This is a genomic window from Bacillus sp. FSL W7-1354 (assembly GCF_038002405.1).
Taxonomy (GTDB): domain Bacteria; phylum Bacillota; class Bacilli; order Bacillales; family Bacillaceae; genus Bacillus; species Bacillus paralicheniformis.
This window is the reverse complement of record NZ_JBBOCL010000001.1, coordinates 1,980,357-1,995,803: the sequence shown is the minus strand read 5'-3', so window position 1 is coordinate 1,995,803 and position 15,447 is coordinate 1,980,357. Positions and strand designations below refer to the sequence as shown.

Genomic DNA, 15,447 nt, shown 5'->3' with positions numbered 1-15,447 from the left:
GCTGGAAAACACCTTCATCAATTGAAGGGAAGGAATTCGCTTGTTCAAAACGTTTGATGAAGCACTCAGCTGGATTAACGGAAGGCTTAAATTCGGCGTGAAGCCGGGTTTGGAACGAATGGAATGGCTTCTGAGAAAGCTCGGGCACCCCGAGAAAAAGCTTAATGCGATTCATGTCGCCGGAACAAACGGAAAAGGTTCAACGATCGCTTTTCTCCGTACGGTATTAAATGAAGCCGGTTATACAGCAGGCACCTTCACATCACCGTATATCATTACCTTTAACGAACGGATCAGCGTTGACGGCGCACCGATCTCGGACGACGAATGGACGGCGCTCTTTAATGAGGTCGGGCCTCTCGTCCTTGAGCTTGAAAAAACCGAATTCGGAGCCGCCACCGAATTTGAAATTATTACGGCATGTGCATTTTTATATTTTGCTAAATACCGGCGCACCGATTTTGTTATTTTTGAAACGGGATTAGGCGGCCGTTTGGATTCGACAAACGTCGTGAAGCCGATGTTAACGGTCATCACTTCGATCGGCCATGACCATATGGCAATATTAGGCGGCACGCTGAAAGAGATTGCCGCAGAAAAGGCGGGAATCATCAAACACGGCGTTCCTGTTATCACAGCCGTTCATCAGCGTGAAGCAGCTGAAGTGATAAAGCGAAAGGCGATGGAGACAGAATCTGCTTTTATATCCCTTCATGAGGATTGCGAGCTGTCCGGAGAGCGTTCACTGCCCGATGGAGAGCAGTTTTCACTGAGAACACCGTTACATCGTTATGAAAGAATTGAAACAAGCCTGATCGGCACCCATCAGCGGCAAAACGCGTCTCTGGCCATACTTGCGGCCGAATGGCTGACAGCCGAAAAACATGCGGCCATCAGCGAAGAAGAGCTGAAACGCGGCATTCATAAGGCGGGATGGCCCGGCCGGTTTGAGAAGGTATTGAACAGGCCTCTCGTTTATATCGACGGCGCTCATAACAAAGAAGGGGTAGAGCGGCTGGCCGAGACGATCACGTCCCACTTCGACGGGCGGAATATTCACGTATGCTTTAGTGCTCTCAAAGATAAGCCGTACAGAGACATGATCCGAAAAATCGAATCGTTTGCGTCATCGATTCACTTCACATCTTTTGATTTTCCGAGAGCGGAATCCGCTCAAAAGCTGTTTGAGCAAAGTACCGCTGATCATAAAACATGTGATGAAGACATCGGCTCTGTTTTCCGCTATATCGAAGAACAAGCTGAAGATGAAAAAGCGGTGGTCGTTGTTACCGGGTCGCTTTACTTTATTTCCGCCGTCAGGGCAACTTTAACTGAATAAAAAACATAAAAATGCGCTTTTGGCCATCGGCTGACTGCGCATTTTTATGTTTTATGAAAAGCGGAGGCGCTTCATATTTGCTAAAATAACAGCCTCAGGAAGCCGCTTTTTCCCATGAGGCGGTTAAATTTGATAGTGCGAGGCTGATAGTGATGCTCATCTTTTACCTTTTTACGGCGGGGTTAGTGCTCGGTTCCTTTTTTAGTTCAGCCGGGCGCCGCATCCCTGAAAAAATATCATTGATTGCTCCGCGTTCCCTCTGCCGGGCTTGCAAAAGAAAGCTGGGCCTCGCGGAGCTGATACCTGTTTTGTCCTATTTGATGCAGCGGGGGAGGTGCAAGGGGTGTCAAACCCCGATATCGATCGTGTATCCGGCAGTTGAGCTCTCCGCCGCCATCCTGTTTGCGTTTGCCGGTATGCAGGTTGGGCATCAGGGGGAGCTGGTGATTGTGCTTGCTCTTATTTCCCTGCTTTTGATCGTCTTTGTATCTGATGTGATACATATGGTCATTCCGGATGCTGTGCTTTGTTTTTTCCTGATTGTCTTTGCTGTCGGACGGTTTCTTGTTCCCCTCGAGCCGTGGCATTCCGGTTTAAGCGGTGCGTTTGCCGGCGGCATGCTTCCGCTCTTGACGCTGCTTTTGACGAAAGGAGGGATCGGCTGGGGGGACGTAAAGCTGTTTGCGGTGCTCGGCATGGCGCTCGGCAGCCGCCTCCTCATTCTCGCTTTTTTCCTTTCGGCAGCCGCAGGAACGGTGCTTGGTCTGATTGCATTGCTGGCAGGAAAGCTAAAGAAAAATGAACCTATGCCGTTTGCTCCCGCGATTCTGATCGGGACGCTGATAAGCTGTTTCTATGGCAATCCAATGATCGAGTGGTACCTTCAAATGGCACGGTGGTAAAAAATTTGACGAAACCTTTTTGGGCAAGACGACAAAAGTCTTGTTCTTTTTTTTTGAGGCTGTGTTAAAGTGTGGACAATAAGAGGGACAGCCTTTGGGAGAACTCCTCCTTCCTTCTGGCTTCCCTCTGCCGATCGTATAGAGAGCGGCCAATCTGCCGCCTAATCTCAATATAAAACAATAAACGGAAAGCGAGGGAAGCCACATGAAAAAACGGAAAAGCAAGAAAAACTCAGCTAAAAAAGCGCCCCAGGAAGACCCGCTTAAAGTGATGATCAATGGCAGAGAAGAGACCATCTACGGAAATGAAAAAGAGTTTTCCAACAGAAATGAAGAAAAGAAGTTCACCTTTTCAAACTGGGAAGAAAAGAGAAAGGCGGAACGGGAAATATCGGCTTCAAAAGAGGACGGCGCACCTGAAACAGATGAATTTACATGGACGCCTCCAGACGAAGAAGAAACCGTGTACAAAGACGATCCCAAAGTGGTGGCGCCTTATCAAAAGAAAAACGAGGCTAAAAACAACCGAAAAGCGAAAATGTCCCTTACGTTTCCTTTGAAGCGCTTTGCTGCAACCATTATCTTTGCTGTGTTGCTCGGCACGGGACTCGGGCTGTTCGCGCTGAATCTCGCAACCCATAAAGAAGGAGTGCCGGCATCCGGCAGCTTGGGTGCGGATGCGGAAAACGGACAGGCGGTAAAAGCCGGTGACTCAGGTGCCGAAGAGAAAAAGAGCGGACAAAAAAATAGCGGACAAGCGGGAGAATCTTTTCACAGCTTTGCCGTTCAGGCCGGCAAGTTTTCATCTAAAGAAGGAGCGGAGACGCTGGCCTCTCAAATCGCAGACAAGGGGTATGCCGCCGTTTCGATTGCCAAAGACGACGGATTTTATGTGATCGCCGGAATAACAGGGGAAAAACAGATGACATCTGAAATTGGCAAAATATTAATCGAAAACGATTTTGAAGCGTGGGGCGGAAAAGAGTTTCCGGTTGCACTCGAGCCCGGTTTGCTAGAGCCTTTTAAAGAAGCGGCCGAGCTGTCGGCAAAAGCGATTCTCGGCGCGGAGGTTACATCTCAAAACATAGCTGATGTCAAAGCTGAACTTGACGGCGCCAAATCAAAAGGAGAATCTGAAGAGGTAAAGAAGAGCATACTGGAAGCCGTCAACCTGCTTGAGAAACCGACCGCAGCCAACGGCTGGAAAAGCCAGCAGCTATTGCTGAGCCAAATAAAATAAAAAAACCAGCAGAGGCGCTGGTTTTTTTATTTTCACGATTTTTGTCATTAAAAAGTTACTTTTCTGAAATTGTGGCGGCGGCGTTCTTTTGGTAGGATAAAACAGGTATCTTTTTTTCCTATGCAAAAACCTTTGAAAGGATGTCTTCTTATGACCCGACAGCTCATATTGGCTTCACAATCACCCCGCAGAAAGGAACTCCTCGATCTTCTTCAGATTCCATACAGCATCGTTACGAGCAACGCGGAAGAAAAATTAATTCGAAACTTTTCACCAGCAGAAAACGTCAAATGGTTGGCGGAACAAAAAGTGCGTGCAGTAGCCGAACAATATCCTGATGCCGTCGTGCTTGGCGCCGACACCATTGTTCTTTATGACGGGGCTTATTTGGGCAAGCCCAAAGATGCCGAAGATGCAAAAAGGATGCTGAGCATGCTTTCGGGACAGACCCATTCAGTGCTTACCGGCGTCTGCATTAAGGACGGCGAGAGATGCGAAACATTTTTTGAAGAAACCGAAGTCTTTTTTTGGCCTCTTGAAGAAAAGGAAATCAGCGCTTACATCGCTACAGGAGAGCCGTTTGATAAAGCCGGTTCATACGGAATACAAGGAAAAGGCGCGCTTTTTGTCAAACAGATAAAGGGAGACTATTATACAGTTGTGGGTCTTCCGATTTCCAAAACGATGAGAATGCTGAAAACGTTCGATCTTCACTCCTTTTGATAAACCGAACGAGAAGGGAATCAAAAGGGAGGGTTTATCATAAGCGATCTGCCGTTGAAATTAAAGGATTTTCCTGATGAAGAAAGGCCGCGGGAGCGCCTTCTCAACACAGGCGCCGAAAGTTTGTCAAACCATGAACTGCTCGCGATACTGCTCAGAACCGGGACGAAAAAAGAATCGGTTCTTCAGCTTTCAAGCCGGCTGCTTCAAACGTTTGACGGCCTCCGTTTGTTAAAAGAAGCATCCGCTGAGGAGCTTTCAAGCATTTCCGGGATCGGCCGCGCCAAAGCCGTGCAGATTTTGGCGGCGCTCGAACTTGGCCGGCGCATTCACAGCCTTGCCTGCAAAGACCGTTATGTGATCCGTTTTCCCGAAGATGCGGCCAATTTTTTAATGGGGGATATGCGCTTTCTGTCTCAGGAGCACTTCGTATGCCTGTATCTGAACACGAAAAACCAGGTGATCCACAAGCGAACAATTTTTATAGGAAGCTTGAACTCTTCAATCGTCCATCCGAGGGAAGTGTTTAAGGAAGCTTTAAAGCGCTCCGCAGCCTCATTCATCTGCGTCCACAATCATCCGTCCGGAGATCCGGCTCCAAGCCGCGAAGACATAGAAGTTACACAGCGCCTTCACGAGTCCGGACAGCTGCTTGGAATCGAATTGCTCGATCATATCATCATCGGTGATCAAAAATTTGTGAGCTTAAAAGAAAAAGGATATTTGTAACACTTTTTTTTTCATTAAATTAAGCTATAATAGAATTTATGGGTTTTTGCTTAGGAATATTGTTTTAAGAAAGGAAGATACATACAAATGTTTGGAATTGGTGCGAGAGACCTTGGAATAGATTTAGGAACGGCGAATACGCTTGTTTTTGTGAAAGGTAAAGGAATTGTCGTCAGGGAGCCTTCCGTCGTTGCGCTGCAAACAGATACAAAGCAGATCGTTGCAGTTGGAAACGATGCGAAAAACATGATCGGACGTACGCCCGGCAATGTCGTCGCCCTCCGCCCGATGAAAGATGGCGTAATCGCTGATTATGAAACAACAGCGACAATGATGAAACATTATATTAGCAAAGCTGTTAAAAACAAAGGCTTATTTGCGAGAAAGCCTTATGTCATGGTTTGTGTCCCGTCGGGAATTACGGCGGTTGAGCAGCGTGCGGTAATCGACGCTACGCGCCAGGCCGGGGCGAGAGATGCATATCCGATTGAAGAACCGTTTGCAGCGGCGATCGGAGCCAATCTTCCTGTTTGGGAACCGACTGGAAGCATGGTGGTCGACATCGGCGGCGGAACGACCGAAGTCGCGATTATTTCCCTCGGCGGCATCGTCACATCCCAGTCTATTCGCGTTGCCGGTGATGAAATGGATGAAGCAATCATTACTTATATTAGAAAAACATATAACTTGATGATCGGTGACCGTACTGCGGAAGCGATCAAACTTGAAATTGGTTCTGCCGAAGCTTCTGAAAACGGAGAAAGCATGGAAATCCGCGGCCGCGATCTTTTAACAGGTCTGCCGAAAACGATTGAAATCACTGAAAAAGAAATTACAGCGGCGCTTCGCGACACTGTGACTGCAATTGTCGATGCCGTAAAAAATACGCTTGAAAAAACTCCGCCTGAACTCGCGGCTGATATTATGGACCGCGGAATCGTCCTGACAGGAGGCGGTGCGCTGCTGCGCCACTTGGACAAAGTCATCAGCGAAGAAACGAAAATGCCGGTTTTAATTGCGGAAGACCCTCTTGACTGTGTAGCGATCGGAACAGGTAAAGCTCTCGAGCAAATTCATCTATTTAAAGGCAAAAATTAAGGACACAGGGAATAGAAGAGGTGTATAATCATGCCGCAGTTTTTTACGAATAAACGGTTGATGCTTTTACTCCTTTGTATCATCATTTTAGTGGCAATGATTGGATTTTCGTTAAAGAATGACCGGAATGCAACTTGGCCCGAAAAATTTATTGGCGATACAACTGGTGTATTCCAGACGATTTTTCATACGCCCGCTCAATTTTTTGCGGGCTTCTTTGAAAATATCGAAGACTTAAAAAATACGTACAGCGAAAATGAGCGCCTGCGGAAAAAGCTCGACGGCCAGACGCAATACGAGGCAAAGCTGCAAGAGCTTGAAAATGAAAATAAGTCTTTAAGAAAAGAGCTCGGCCATTTGAAATCAATTAAAGACTACACGCCGATTCTGGCGACTGTTATCGCCAGAAATCCCGATAAGTATGAGTGGTGGAACCTGATCACGATTAACAAAGGTTCTAAGCACGGCGTCGAAAAGGATATGGCGGTCACAGATGAAAACGGCAACTTGATCGGAAAAATCAAAAGCACTAAAGTGAACAATTTCACTTCCACCGTCCAGCTTTTAAGCGCAACAGACAGAAACAACAGAATTTCTACGGTTATCGCTGCAAATAAAGGCAAGAAAACGGTCAACGGAATCATCAACGGCTACGACTCCGAGAAAAAGGCGCTGTCAATGGAAATCATTGAGCCTGATGAAGACAGGGAAGTGAAAAAAGGAGACCTCGTCGAAACTTCCGGGGCGGGCGGCGTTTTTCCGAAAGGCCTGACAATCGGAAAAGTGACAGAGGTTGAACCCGATTCCTACGGCTTGACAAAAATCGCTTATGTAGAGCCGGCGGCCGATATGTATAACCTTGATAACGTCATCGTCGTCGACAGAACGCTTGATACGGTGGATGTCAACAAGATGGACGATGAGGAGGAAGGTTCGTGAAACGCTTCCTTCTTCCCGTCGTGATGATGTTTGTTTTAGTATCTGACAGCGTCTACGCGGATTTTGTCAACCTGCCTTTTGTGACGGAAGAACAGCAGCTCATCCCGCGTTTTCTGCTGCTTGTCTTAGTTTTTATGACGGCTTATGTCAATCAGCCTTTTGCCATTACAAATGGATTTATTTTCGGACTGTTATATGATATTAATTACACCGACCTTTTAGGTGTATATATGTTCGGTTTTGCCGGTATTTGCTATTTATCGTCAAAAGCATTCAAAGTATTGCAGACAAACGCGCTGGTCGTCATTTTTATTTCGCTGCTCGCCGTCTGTGTTCTTGAATTTTACCAATATGGCGTGCAGATGCTGATACGTCCGGAAATCATGCCGTTCCATCAATTTGTGCTCGGCAGGCTCCTGCCTACGCTTGGGCTGAACGCCGTTGGCGGCCTTTTGCTCATTTACCCGTTCAAATGGTTTTTTACCAGTCTTAAGAAAGAGCTGAGGAATGAGTAAAAGAGGATTTTATGAGCCGATGTCGAAAAGAGTATGATGTTGAGGTGAACACCGTGAAGACCCAAAAGCAGCAATACGTAACAATTAAAGGAACGAAAAATGGATTGACGCTTCATCTTGATGACACATGCTCTTTTGAAGAATTATTGTACGGTCTTCAGGATATGCTGTCACTCGAACATTATATGGATGGAAAAGGCCAGAAAATCAGTGTGCTCGTTAAGCTCGGCCACCGTTTTGTGACCGAGGAGCAAGAACAGATCCTGACCGATGTGATCACTGAGAAACAAAATCTGTTCATCCACTCCATTGAAAGTGAAGTCATAACCAAAGATGAAGCAAACCGTTTAAAAGCGGAAAGCGAAATTATTTCTGTCGCTAAAATTGTCCGTTCAGGGCAAGTCCTCGAAACGGAGGGTGATTTGCTTCTGATTGGGGATGTGAATCCGGGAGGAATGGTGAAGGCCGGAGGGAATATTTTCATCCTCGGCTCATTAAGAGGGATTGCCCACGCCGGTTTTAATGGAAATAAACGAGCTGTTATTGCGGCTTCGGATATGAGACCGACTCAATTGCGTATCAATCATGTGCTCAATCGCTCCCCAGACCACATCCAAGAAGGGAACGACATGGAATGTGCTTATTTAGATGAAAATGAGAATATGGTCATTGACCGCCTTCAGCAATTAGCTCATTTAAGACCTAGTTTAACAAGGCTTGAGGGAGGAATGTAAAATTGGGTGAAGCTATCGTAATAACCTCGGGGAAAGGCGGAGTAGGCAAAACGACGACATCCGCAAATCTTGGCACCGCCTTGGCCATTTTGGGAAAACGGGTATGTCTCGTTGACACGGATATCGGCCTGCGCAATCTTGATGTCGTCATGGGCCTTGAAAATAGAATCATATATGATTTGGTAGATGTCGTTGAGGAGCGATGCAAAATCCATCAGGCGCTTGTGAAAGATAAACGCTTCGATGATTTGCTTTATTTGCTCCCGGCCGCCCAGACAAGCGATAAGTCGGCTGTTCTTCCCGAGCAGATGGTCAAGCTTGTCCAGCAGCTCAAACAAGACTTCGACTACATTGTCATCGACTGCCCTGCAGGGATTGAGCAAGGTTATAAAAATGCGGTCTCGGGCGCTGACAAAGCGATTGTCGTGACGACACCGGAAATCTCCGCTGTTCGTGACGCCGACCGGATCATCGGCCTGCTTGAAAAAGAAGAAAATATTGAGCCGCCGAGACTTGTCGTCAACCGGATCCGCAACCACTTAATGAAAAACGGCGATACGCTGGATGTTGATGAAGTCATTCAGCACTTGTCGATCGAACTGATCGGTATTGTTGCGGATGATGACGAAGTGATTAAAGCTTCCAATAACGGGGAGCCTGTCGTCATGGATCCGAACAATAAAGCTTCAATCGCATACCGGAACATCGCCCGCCGCGTGCTGGGCGAATCTGTGCCTTTACAGTCGTTTGAAGAAGAAAATAAAGGCGTTTTCGCAAAGATTAAATCATTTTTCGGCGTACGCGCTTAACTTGCAAAAAAGCAATCTCCAAAACGAGATTGCTTTTTTTGCAGTTTCATTGATCGTTTTCGACTTTGTGCTTTAACAAGGAAAGCTTATTGTCCCAATACATGTCGAAGTAGGCGAGCCACTGCTGCAGCTCCGCGAGAGGTTCGGGATGGAGCCTGTACAGTTTTTCTCTGCCCACTTTTCTTCCGCTGACAAGCCCGGCTTCTGACAAAATTCTCAGATGCTTTGAAACAGCCGTTCGGCTCATCGGGAAATGAGTGCTGATATCTGTTACAGGCAATTCCCTGCCGGCGAGGAGCTTCAGCATCTTTCGCCGTGAGGGATCGGAAACGGCTTGGAACACATCATGTTTTACGGCCGATGATGTCACTAGCCTTCAACTGCCTGACGCAGCTTTTGATTGACGATCGCTTCCCAGCCGCCATTCATCCGATTGCGGACATCCGCTTGTTTTTCTCCCGCTTTTGCAACCGTTTCTTCCGGCGCGCCCCATCCTGAATGAATCAGGGTAAATTCGGTTTTTTCTGCAGACAGCTCTTTCAATTCAAATGTGACGATCCATCCCGACGTATCCCAGCTGAAAGCGAGTCGATGCGGCGCTTCAAGCTCGATCACTTTGCAAGGGGAGGGGCCGAACGGAGACTGCAAGGTGAATTCACAGCCGATCTCCGGACGGAAATCATTTGGCATAAACCAGGCGGCGATGCCTTCGCTGGTGGCGACGGCCTCCCACACTTTTTCTATCGATGCGTGAAAAACAGCCTGTTTATGTATATCAGGTAATTGTTGATTGCTCATAATAGACCTCCTAGAAAAAAGTAAAACCAAAAGGTTTCCTATCTATTATATGAAACCTTTTGGTTTTATGTCAATATACCGTCATAAACGCCTGGGACAAGACATATCATTGAACAAACGAACCTGAATGTAAAGGATGAGGGTTATGAGTCATAGAGCAGATGAGATTCGAAAAAGAATGGCCAGGAAAAGAAAGCGGAAGGCGCCGGATAAACAGCCCTTTTCGTCAGGCGGCAAAAAGCTGCCGGTCAAGCCGCCTGCATGGACAGCCTTTTCGGAAGATGAAAAGGCCGGAGACTTCCCTCCGCCTGAGGGAAGCTCCCTGCTGATAAATGGGAAGCACCCTCTTGTCAAAGCGGATGCGCTCATCATGAAATGTCTTCTGTCGGCATGTCTTGTCCTTGTGTCCGCTATTGCCTACAAAGGCCAGTTTGAACCCGCAAACCAAATCAAACCGGTCATCAGCCAGGTGTTTACTGAAGAGTTCCAATTTGCGGCTCTCCAGAATTGGTATGAATCCAAGTTTGGCGATCCCCTCGCATTCTTTCAACCGAAAGGTGACAAACCATCCGGTCAGGTCGAGGTGAATCAAGATCTCGCTGTTCCTGCCATGGGAAAGGTTCAGGAGAAATTCTCAGGCCAGGGCATTAAGGTAGAAACAGAAGACGAAACGATCCGCAGCATGAAGGAAGGCTATGTCATTGAAGTGGACAAAAATCCGGAAACGGGCCTGACGGTGGTTTTGCAGCATGCGGACAACAGCTATACCTACTACGGCCAGCTGAAAAAAGCGGATGTCGCTTTATACGATTTTATAGATAAAGGAACGAAGCTCGGAACGATTAAGCAGGATAAAAATCAAAAAGGCGTCTATTACTTCGCGATCAAACAAGGAGAGGAATTTGTTGATCCGATACAGGTGATTACATTTGAATAAATGGACGGAGCTCTTCACCAAGCTTCACATTCACCCGCTGCTGTGGCTTGTCATGGCGATCGGTATCATGACAGGACATATTAAAGCGCTGTTTTGTTTAATGATCGTTATTTTGATCCACGAGCTTGGCCACGCTGCTGCTGCCGTTTATTTTTCATGGAGAATTAAAGGCATTTTCCTGCTGCCTTTTGGGGGAACGCTTGAAGTCGATGAACATGGCAACAGACCGTTAAAGGAAGAGCTGGCCGTCATCGCCGCGGGGCCTGTTCAGCATATCTGGCTTCAATTTGCTGCATGGCTTTTGGCGGTCAATTCGCTCGTCAGCCCTCATATATTTGAAACGTTTACCTTTTACAATCTGACCATCCTCTTGATTAATCTGTTTCCGGTTTGGCCGCTTGACGGCGGGAAGCTGCTGTTTTTGCTGTTTTCAAAACACCTTCCGTATCAGAAAGCACAGCGGGTGATGCTGGCTGTGTCGTGCTTTTGCTGTACTGTTTTAATCGCGGCAATTCTGTTGGTTTCCCCGTCACAGCTGAGCGCTTGGGTGCTCCTCGTATTTTTGGCTGCATCTCTTTACCAGGAATATCGCAATCGCCATTACGTCCATATCCGTTTTTTGCTTGAGCGCTATTACGGAAAGGAGAGGGAAGTGCGACGCCTCGCCCCGATCACGGTGTGCGCTGAACAGCAGATTTATGAGGTCATGCTCCTGTTTAAACGAGGCTGCAAACACCCGATCATTATTGAGAAGGACGGACAAAAACTGAGCCAGCTTGATGAAAACGAAGTTCTCCACGCTTATTTTACAGACAAGCGCACGACTTCCTCAATGGAAGATCTGCTTTTGGTTTATTGACCGTCCATCCTTCTAAAAGACATTGACACTCGGGCTCTTTTCTGGTATATTTTTTAATGTTATGGATGTAGCACCCGTGCTACAACCGCTCAGCACAGGTGTTAAGTGCTTTCTTAGCCCCCTGTGATTGGCGAGTCTTAGTTTATTAGGAGGTGCAGAGATGTACGCAATTATTCAAACAGGCGGAAAACAAATCAAAGTTGAAGAAGGCCAAACTGTATACGTCGAAAAGCTTGCTGCTGAAGCCGGCGAAACAGTTACTTTTGACAACGTATTGTTTGTCGGCGGTGAAAATGTTAAAGTTGGCAGCCCTACGGTTGAAGGCGCTACGGTAACAGGCAAAGTTGAAAAACAAGGCCGTGCGAAAAAAATTACCGTATTCAAGTACAAGCCGAAGAAAAACCAACATAAAAAACAAGGTCATCGTCAACCTTACACTAAAGTTGTAATCGAAAAAATCAACGCTTAAGGCGTGTATGATATGATTCATGCAAAGGTTACCAGAGCCCGATCGAACAAAGACATCTTAGGCTTTGAAATGTCGGGACATGCGAATTTTGCTGAACATGGTCAGGATCTCGTTTGTGCAGGGGCATCGGCGGTCGCCTTTGGAGCTGTCAATGCAGTCATGAAGCTGACGGGCATTGAGCCGGTCATTGACCTCGGGGAAGACGGCGGATTTTTATCTTTCGGATTCCCGGACGGTACGGATCGGGAGGCTTTTGAAAAGGCGCAGCTCCTTCTCGAAGGCATGATCGTCTCCCTTGAAACGATCGAACGAGACTACAAAGGTTACTTAAAAGTAACGACGAACAAAATATAGGAGGTGAGCTACATGCTAAGATTAGATCTTCAGTTTTTTGCATCTAAAAAAGGAGTAGGTTCAACGAAGAACGGACGTGACTCTGAGGCGAAGCGCCTAGGTGCTAAACGTGCAGACGGTCAATTCGTATCTGGCGGTTCCATCCTTTATCGTCAGCGCGGAACAAAAATCTATCCAGGTGAAAACGTTGGGCGCGGCGGAGATGACACTCTATATGCAAAAGTCGACGGAACTGTTAAATTCGAACGTTTCGGCCGTAACCGCAAAAAAGTGAGCGTATATCCTGTAGCCTAACCTTTAAACGAAACTCCGGTCGTTCTGACCGGAGTTTTTTACATACAGCACCGTGACTTGCTGAAAAACACCTTCCCGCCCCCTGGACAAGGCCGGGTTTCCGCTCTGATTCTGCTTCTTTAAAGTATATAAACGTGTTTCATTTATACTGCCTTCTCTGTTATAATTCAAAGTACAAACTGAATCAGACTCCTAAAATAGAGAACAAATGATTGGGAGTGCAAAAATGGAAGAAACTTCGAAAAAACAAGAAAAGACGATGGACGATAAGGCTTTGACCCATGAGCTTATTCATCTGCTCAGCCATTCAAGGCACGACTGGATGAATAAACTGCAATTGATTAAAGGAAACTTAACATTAAAAAAGTATGACCGCGTATTTGAAATTATTGATGAAGTGGTCATCGAAGCTCAGCATGAATCAAAGCTTTCAAACCTTAAAATCCCGCGTGCGGCGTATGAGCTGCTTACATTTAACTGGATGGCCCATTCGCTGACGCTTGAATATGAGGTGATCGGTCAGGTCAGAGATTTGTCAGCTTATGAAGAGAAGCTCGTCGTTTTCGTCAGAAAGCTGTTTGGGACTTTTGAGGATGCCGTTTTGAAAGGCGGCGACAATCATCTGACGATCACGCTGCAGACGGACGGTCCGGACGACCGGCTCGTCATCTTTCTGGATTTCCACGGCGTATTCACAAAGCTGACCGGTATCAAAGACTTTCATCATTCACTGGCTGATTTTTATGAAATCAAGCGGCTTGATGTAACAGACCGTGAGTGCATCGCTGAAATTCATATCAAGTAAAGCGGTTTTTTAGGAATAGAACGGAGGACATTATGTTTGTTGATCAGGTAAAAATATACGTAAAAGGCGGAGACGGAGGCAACGGAATGGTTGCTTTCCGCCGCGAAAAATATGTGCCAAAAGGAGGTCCTGCCGGAGGTGACGGCGGAAAAGGCGGAGACGTCGTTTTCAAAGTTGACGAAGGCCTCAGCACGCTGATGGATTTTAGATATCAAAGACATTTTAAGGCGACGCGCGGAGAACACGGCATGTCTAAAAACCAGCACGGCCGAAATGCAGAAGACATGGTTGTAAAAGTCCCGCCCGGCACGGTTGTCATTGACGATGATACAAAGCAGGTCATCGCTGATCTAACGGAGCACGGACAGGAAGCCGTCATCGCAAAAGGAGGACGCGGCGGACGAGGCAATACCCGTTTTGCGACGCCTGCCAACCCGGCGCCGCAGCTTTCTGAAAACGGCGAACCCGGCAAGGAGCGCTATATCGTTCTCGAGCTGAAAGTTTTGGCCGATGTCGGTCTTGTCGGTTTCCCAAGCGTTGGAAAATCAACACTCCTGTCTGTCGTGTCTTCGGCCAAGCCGAAAATTGCCGATTACCATTTTACAACGCTGAATCCGAATCTCGGAATGGTCGAAACGGAAGACGGACGCAGCTTTGTAATGGCGGATCTTCCGGGACTGATTGAGGGGGCGCACGAAGGGGTTGGCCTCGGACACCAATTCCTCAGACATATCGAAAGAACGCGCGTCATCGTGCACGTGATCGACATGTCGGGTCTTGAAGGACGCGACCCGTATGAAGATTATGTGACCATCAATAAAGAGCTTGAACAGTATAATCTGAGGCTGACAGAACGTCCTCAAATTATTGTCGCCAATAAAATGGATATGCCGGATGCGGAAGAAAATCTGAAGGCATTCAAAGAAAAGCTTACAGATGATTATCCTGTTTTTCCAATCAGCGCGTTGACCAGACAAGGATTGAGGGATCTGCTGTTTGAGATTGCCGACCGTTTGGAAACGACACCGGAATTCCCGCTCTACGACGAAGAAGACATGACTGAAAACAGAGTCATGTATAAGCTTGAGGATGAGGAAGCGCCGTTTGAGATCAGCCGTGATCCTGACGGCACCTTTGTGCTCAGCGGAGCCAAGCTTGAACGCTTATTTAAAATGACGGATTTTTCAAGAGACGAGTCTGTTAAGCGTTTCGCCAGACAGCTTCGCGGAATGGGCGTTGATGACGCGCTTCGGGCCCGCGGTGCAAAAGACGGAGATACGATCCGTCTTCTCGAATTTGAATTTGAATTTATCGACTGATCATACCGGAGAGTTTGCCAGGCAAGCTCTCCGACTTTTAGCTGAAAGGAACGCCTTTCCTTTCGCTTGCTGGATCAATGTAAAGGAATCAGGGTTTTTAAAAGGAGAGAAAAGTCTGTGAAAGAGGAGACCTTTTATCTTGTCAGGGAAGACGTGCTGCCGGAGGCAATGCGGAAAACACTTGAGGTCAAAAAGCTGATTGAGCGGAAAAAAGCGGAATCTGTAGCTGAAGCCGTCCAAAAGGTAGATTTGAGCCGAAGCGCTTTTTACAAGTACAGAGATGCGGTTTTTCCTTTTTATACGATGGTCAAGGAACAGATTATCACGCTTTTTTTTCATTTGGAGGACCGCTCGGGAACGCTGTCCCATCTGCTCCAAGTGGTGGCTGAATCGGGCTGCAACGTGCTGTCGATTCACCAGACCATCCCTCTTCAAGGAAGAGCGAATGTCACGCTGTCCGTCAGTACGAGAGGAATGGATGGAAATATCGATTTGCTGATGAACAAATTAAGAAAGCTGGAATTCGTAGAAAAGGTCGAAATACTAGGTTCGGGCGCTTAAAGGGAGAGAATGTCATATATCAT

20 protein-coding genes and 1 other annotated feature are annotated in these 15,447 nt (G+C 47.1%); of the genes, 18 read left to right on the top strand and 2 right to left on the bottom strand.

The window, feature by feature from the left end:
* Positions 1-40 precede the first annotated feature (40 nt).
* The 10 genes from MKZ04_RS10170 (at position 41) to minD (ending at position 9,028) form a co-directional block, all read left to right on the top strand.
* On the top strand, positions 41-1,339 hold the full coding sequence (locus MKZ04_RS10170; protein ID WP_328038251.1) for a bifunctional folylpolyglutamate synthase/dihydrofolate synthase: 1,299 nt from the start codon (positions 41-43) through the stop codon (positions 1,337-1,339).
* A 152-nt stretch (positions 1,340-1,491) separates the two neighbouring features.
* Positions 1,492-2,241, top strand: coding sequence for a prepilin peptidase (locus MKZ04_RS10165; protein WP_341045821.1), 750 nt, complete (start codon positions 1,492-1,494; stop codon positions 2,239-2,241).
* A gap of 205 nt (positions 2,242-2,446) precedes the next feature.
* The gene (locus tag MKZ04_RS10160) at positions 2,447-3,481 is read left to right on the top strand and encodes an SPOR domain-containing protein (RefSeq protein WP_096748262.1); all 1,035 of its coding nucleotides are present in this window, start codon (positions 2,447-2,449) and stop codon (positions 3,479-3,481) included.
* 150 nt (positions 3,482-3,631) lie between these two features.
* Positions 3,632-4,204: a Maf family protein gene (locus MKZ04_RS10155; RefSeq protein WP_020452452.1), complete on the top strand. Its 573-nt coding sequence runs from the start codon at positions 3,632-3,634 to the stop codon at positions 4,202-4,204.
* Between the two features lie 54 nt (positions 4,205-4,258).
* Positions 4,259-4,933 carry a RadC family protein gene (gene radC / locus MKZ04_RS10150; protein ID WP_020452451.1) on the top strand — a complete coding sequence of 225 codons (675 nt, stop codon included), beginning with the start codon at positions 4,259-4,261 and terminating at the stop codon, positions 4,931-4,933.
* A gap of 87 nt (positions 4,934-5,020) precedes the next feature.
* Entirely contained in the window at positions 5,021-6,031 is a 1,011-nt protein-coding gene (locus tag MKZ04_RS10145) for a rod shape-determining protein (RefSeq protein ID WP_003184042.1), read from the top strand.
* A 30-nt stretch (positions 6,032-6,061) separates the two neighbouring features.
* On the top strand, positions 6,062-6,970 hold the full coding sequence (gene mreC / locus MKZ04_RS10140; protein WP_020452450.1) for a rod shape-determining protein MreC: 909 nt from the start codon (positions 6,062-6,064) through the stop codon (positions 6,968-6,970).
* Positions 6,967-7,485, top strand: a complete 519-nt coding sequence (mreD, locus tag MKZ04_RS10135) for a rod shape-determining protein MreD (RefSeq protein ID WP_341045819.1) — start codon at positions 6,967-6,969, stop codon at positions 7,483-7,485. Before mreC ends, mreD begins: the two co-directional genes overlap by 4 nt.
* Positions 7,486-7,538: 53 nt before the next feature.
* A complete protein-coding gene (gene minC / locus MKZ04_RS10130) occupies positions 7,539-8,219 on the top strand; it encodes a septum site-determining protein MinC (protein WP_096748468.1) in 681 nt (226 codons plus the stop codon).
* 2 nt (positions 8,220-8,221) lie between these two features.
* The gene (gene minD / locus MKZ04_RS10125) at positions 8,222-9,028 is read left to right on the top strand and encodes a septum site-determining protein MinD (protein WP_020452447.1); all 807 of its coding nucleotides are present in this window, start codon (positions 8,222-8,224) and stop codon (positions 9,026-9,028) included.
* Positions 9,029-9,074: 46 nt separating this feature from the next.
* On the opposite strand, the gene MKZ04_RS10120 is transcribed toward minD, so the two are convergent.
* Positions 9,075-9,398 carry an ArsR/SmtB family transcription factor gene (locus MKZ04_RS10120; RefSeq protein ID WP_149169229.1) on the bottom strand — a complete coding sequence of 108 codons (324 nt, stop codon included), beginning with the start codon at positions 9,396-9,398 and terminating at the stop codon, positions 9,075-9,077.
* On the bottom strand, positions 9,398-9,826 hold the full coding sequence (locus MKZ04_RS10115; RefSeq protein WP_149169228.1) for an SRPBCC family protein: 429 nt from the start codon (positions 9,824-9,826) through the stop codon (positions 9,398-9,400). The genes MKZ04_RS10120 and MKZ04_RS10115 overlap by 1 nt, the downstream gene beginning before the upstream one ends.
* A 145-nt stretch (positions 9,827-9,971) precedes the next feature.
* Here MKZ04_RS10115 and MKZ04_RS10110 point away from each other — a divergent pair, with 145 nt between their 5' ends.
* From MKZ04_RS10110 to MKZ04_RS10075, 8 genes are all read left to right on the top strand, one after another.
* On the top strand, positions 9,972-10,763 hold the full coding sequence (locus MKZ04_RS10110; RefSeq protein ID WP_023855419.1) for a peptidoglycan DD-metalloendopeptidase family protein: 792 nt from the start codon (positions 9,972-9,974) through the stop codon (positions 10,761-10,763).
* The gene (locus tag MKZ04_RS10105) at positions 10,756-11,622 is read left to right on the top strand and encodes a M50 family metallopeptidase (protein WP_020452443.1); all 867 of its coding nucleotides are present in this window, start codon (positions 10,756-10,758) and stop codon (positions 11,620-11,622) included. The genes MKZ04_RS10110 and MKZ04_RS10105 overlap by 8 nt, the downstream gene beginning before the upstream one ends.
* Before the next feature lie 73 nt (positions 11,623-11,695).
* Positions 11,696-11,770: a sequence feature (ribosomal protein L21 leader region), on the top strand.
* Between the two features lie 12 nt (positions 11,771-11,782).
* Complete coding sequence (gene rplU / locus MKZ04_RS10100) at positions 11,783-12,091, top strand: 50S ribosomal protein L21 (protein ID WP_003184027.1); 309 nt, start codon at positions 11,783-11,785, stop codon at positions 12,089-12,091.
* A gap of 12 nt (positions 12,092-12,103) precedes the next feature.
* On the top strand, positions 12,104-12,445 hold the full coding sequence (locus MKZ04_RS10095; protein WP_020452442.1) for a ribosomal-processing cysteine protease Prp: 342 nt from the start codon (positions 12,104-12,106) through the stop codon (positions 12,443-12,445).
* Between the two features lie 12 nt (positions 12,446-12,457).
* A complete protein-coding gene (gene rpmA, locus MKZ04_RS10090; protein ID WP_003184023.1) occupies positions 12,458-12,739 on the top strand; it encodes a 50S ribosomal protein L27 in 282 nt (93 codons plus the stop codon).
* Positions 12,740-12,965: 226 nt separating this feature from the next.
* The gene (locus MKZ04_RS10085) at positions 12,966-13,544 is read left to right on the top strand and encodes a sporulation initiation phosphotransferase B (protein ID WP_020452441.1); all 579 of its coding nucleotides are present in this window, start codon (positions 12,966-12,968) and stop codon (positions 13,542-13,544) included.
* 32 nt (positions 13,545-13,576) lie between these two features.
* Positions 13,577-14,863, top strand: coding sequence for a GTPase ObgE (gene obgE / locus MKZ04_RS10080; protein WP_020452440.1), 1,287 nt, complete (start codon positions 13,577-13,579; stop codon positions 14,861-14,863).
* 117 nt (positions 14,864-14,980) lie between these two features.
* On the top strand, positions 14,981-15,424 hold the full coding sequence (locus tag MKZ04_RS10075; RefSeq protein ID WP_023855415.1) for an ACT domain-containing protein: 444 nt from the start codon (positions 14,981-14,983) through the stop codon (positions 15,422-15,424).
* Positions 15,425-15,447 lie beyond the last annotated feature (23 nt).

What these genes read in the sequence shown, in the direction of transcription:
- MKZ04_RS10165 (WP_341045821.1), top strand. Translation starts at nt 1,492, where the DNA reads ATGCTCATCTTTTACCTTTTTACGGCGGGGTTAGTGCTCGGTTCCTTT.
- MKZ04_RS10160 (WP_096748262.1), top strand. Translation starts at nt 2,447, where the DNA reads ATGAAAAAACGGAAAAGCAAGAAAAACTCAGCTAAAAAAGCGCCCCAG.
- MKZ04_RS10155 (WP_020452452.1), top strand. Translation starts at nt 3,632, where the DNA reads ATGACCCGACAGCTCATATTGGCTTCACAATCACCCCGCAGAAAGGAA.
- MKZ04_RS10145 (WP_003184042.1), top strand. Translation starts at nt 5,021, where the DNA reads ATGTTTGGAATTGGTGCGAGAGACCTTGGAATAGATTTAGGAACGGCG.
- mreC (WP_020452450.1), top strand. Translation starts at nt 6,062, where the DNA reads ATGCCGCAGTTTTTTACGAATAAACGGTTGATGCTTTTACTCCTTTGT.
- MKZ04_RS10115 (WP_149169228.1), bottom strand. Translation starts at nt 9,826, where the DNA reads ATGAGCAATCAACAATTACCTGATATACATAAACAGGCTGTTTTTCAC.
- MKZ04_RS10110 (WP_023855419.1), top strand. Translation starts at nt 9,972, where the DNA reads ATGAGTCATAGAGCAGATGAGATTCGAAAAAGAATGGCCAGGAAAAGA.
- rplU (WP_003184027.1), top strand. Translation starts at nt 11,783, where the DNA reads ATGTACGCAATTATTCAAACAGGCGGAAAACAAATCAAAGTTGAAGAA.
- MKZ04_RS10095 (WP_020452442.1), top strand. Translation starts at nt 12,104, where the DNA reads ATGATTCATGCAAAGGTTACCAGAGCCCGATCGAACAAAGACATCTTA.
- rpmA (WP_003184023.1), top strand. Translation starts at nt 12,458, where the DNA reads ATGCTAAGATTAGATCTTCAGTTTTTTGCATCTAAAAAAGGAGTAGGT.
- MKZ04_RS10085 (WP_020452441.1), top strand. Translation starts at nt 12,966, where the DNA reads ATGGAAGAAACTTCGAAAAAACAAGAAAAGACGATGGACGATAAGGCT.
- obgE (WP_020452440.1), top strand. Translation starts at nt 13,577, where the DNA reads ATGTTTGTTGATCAGGTAAAAATATACGTAAAAGGCGGAGACGGAGGC.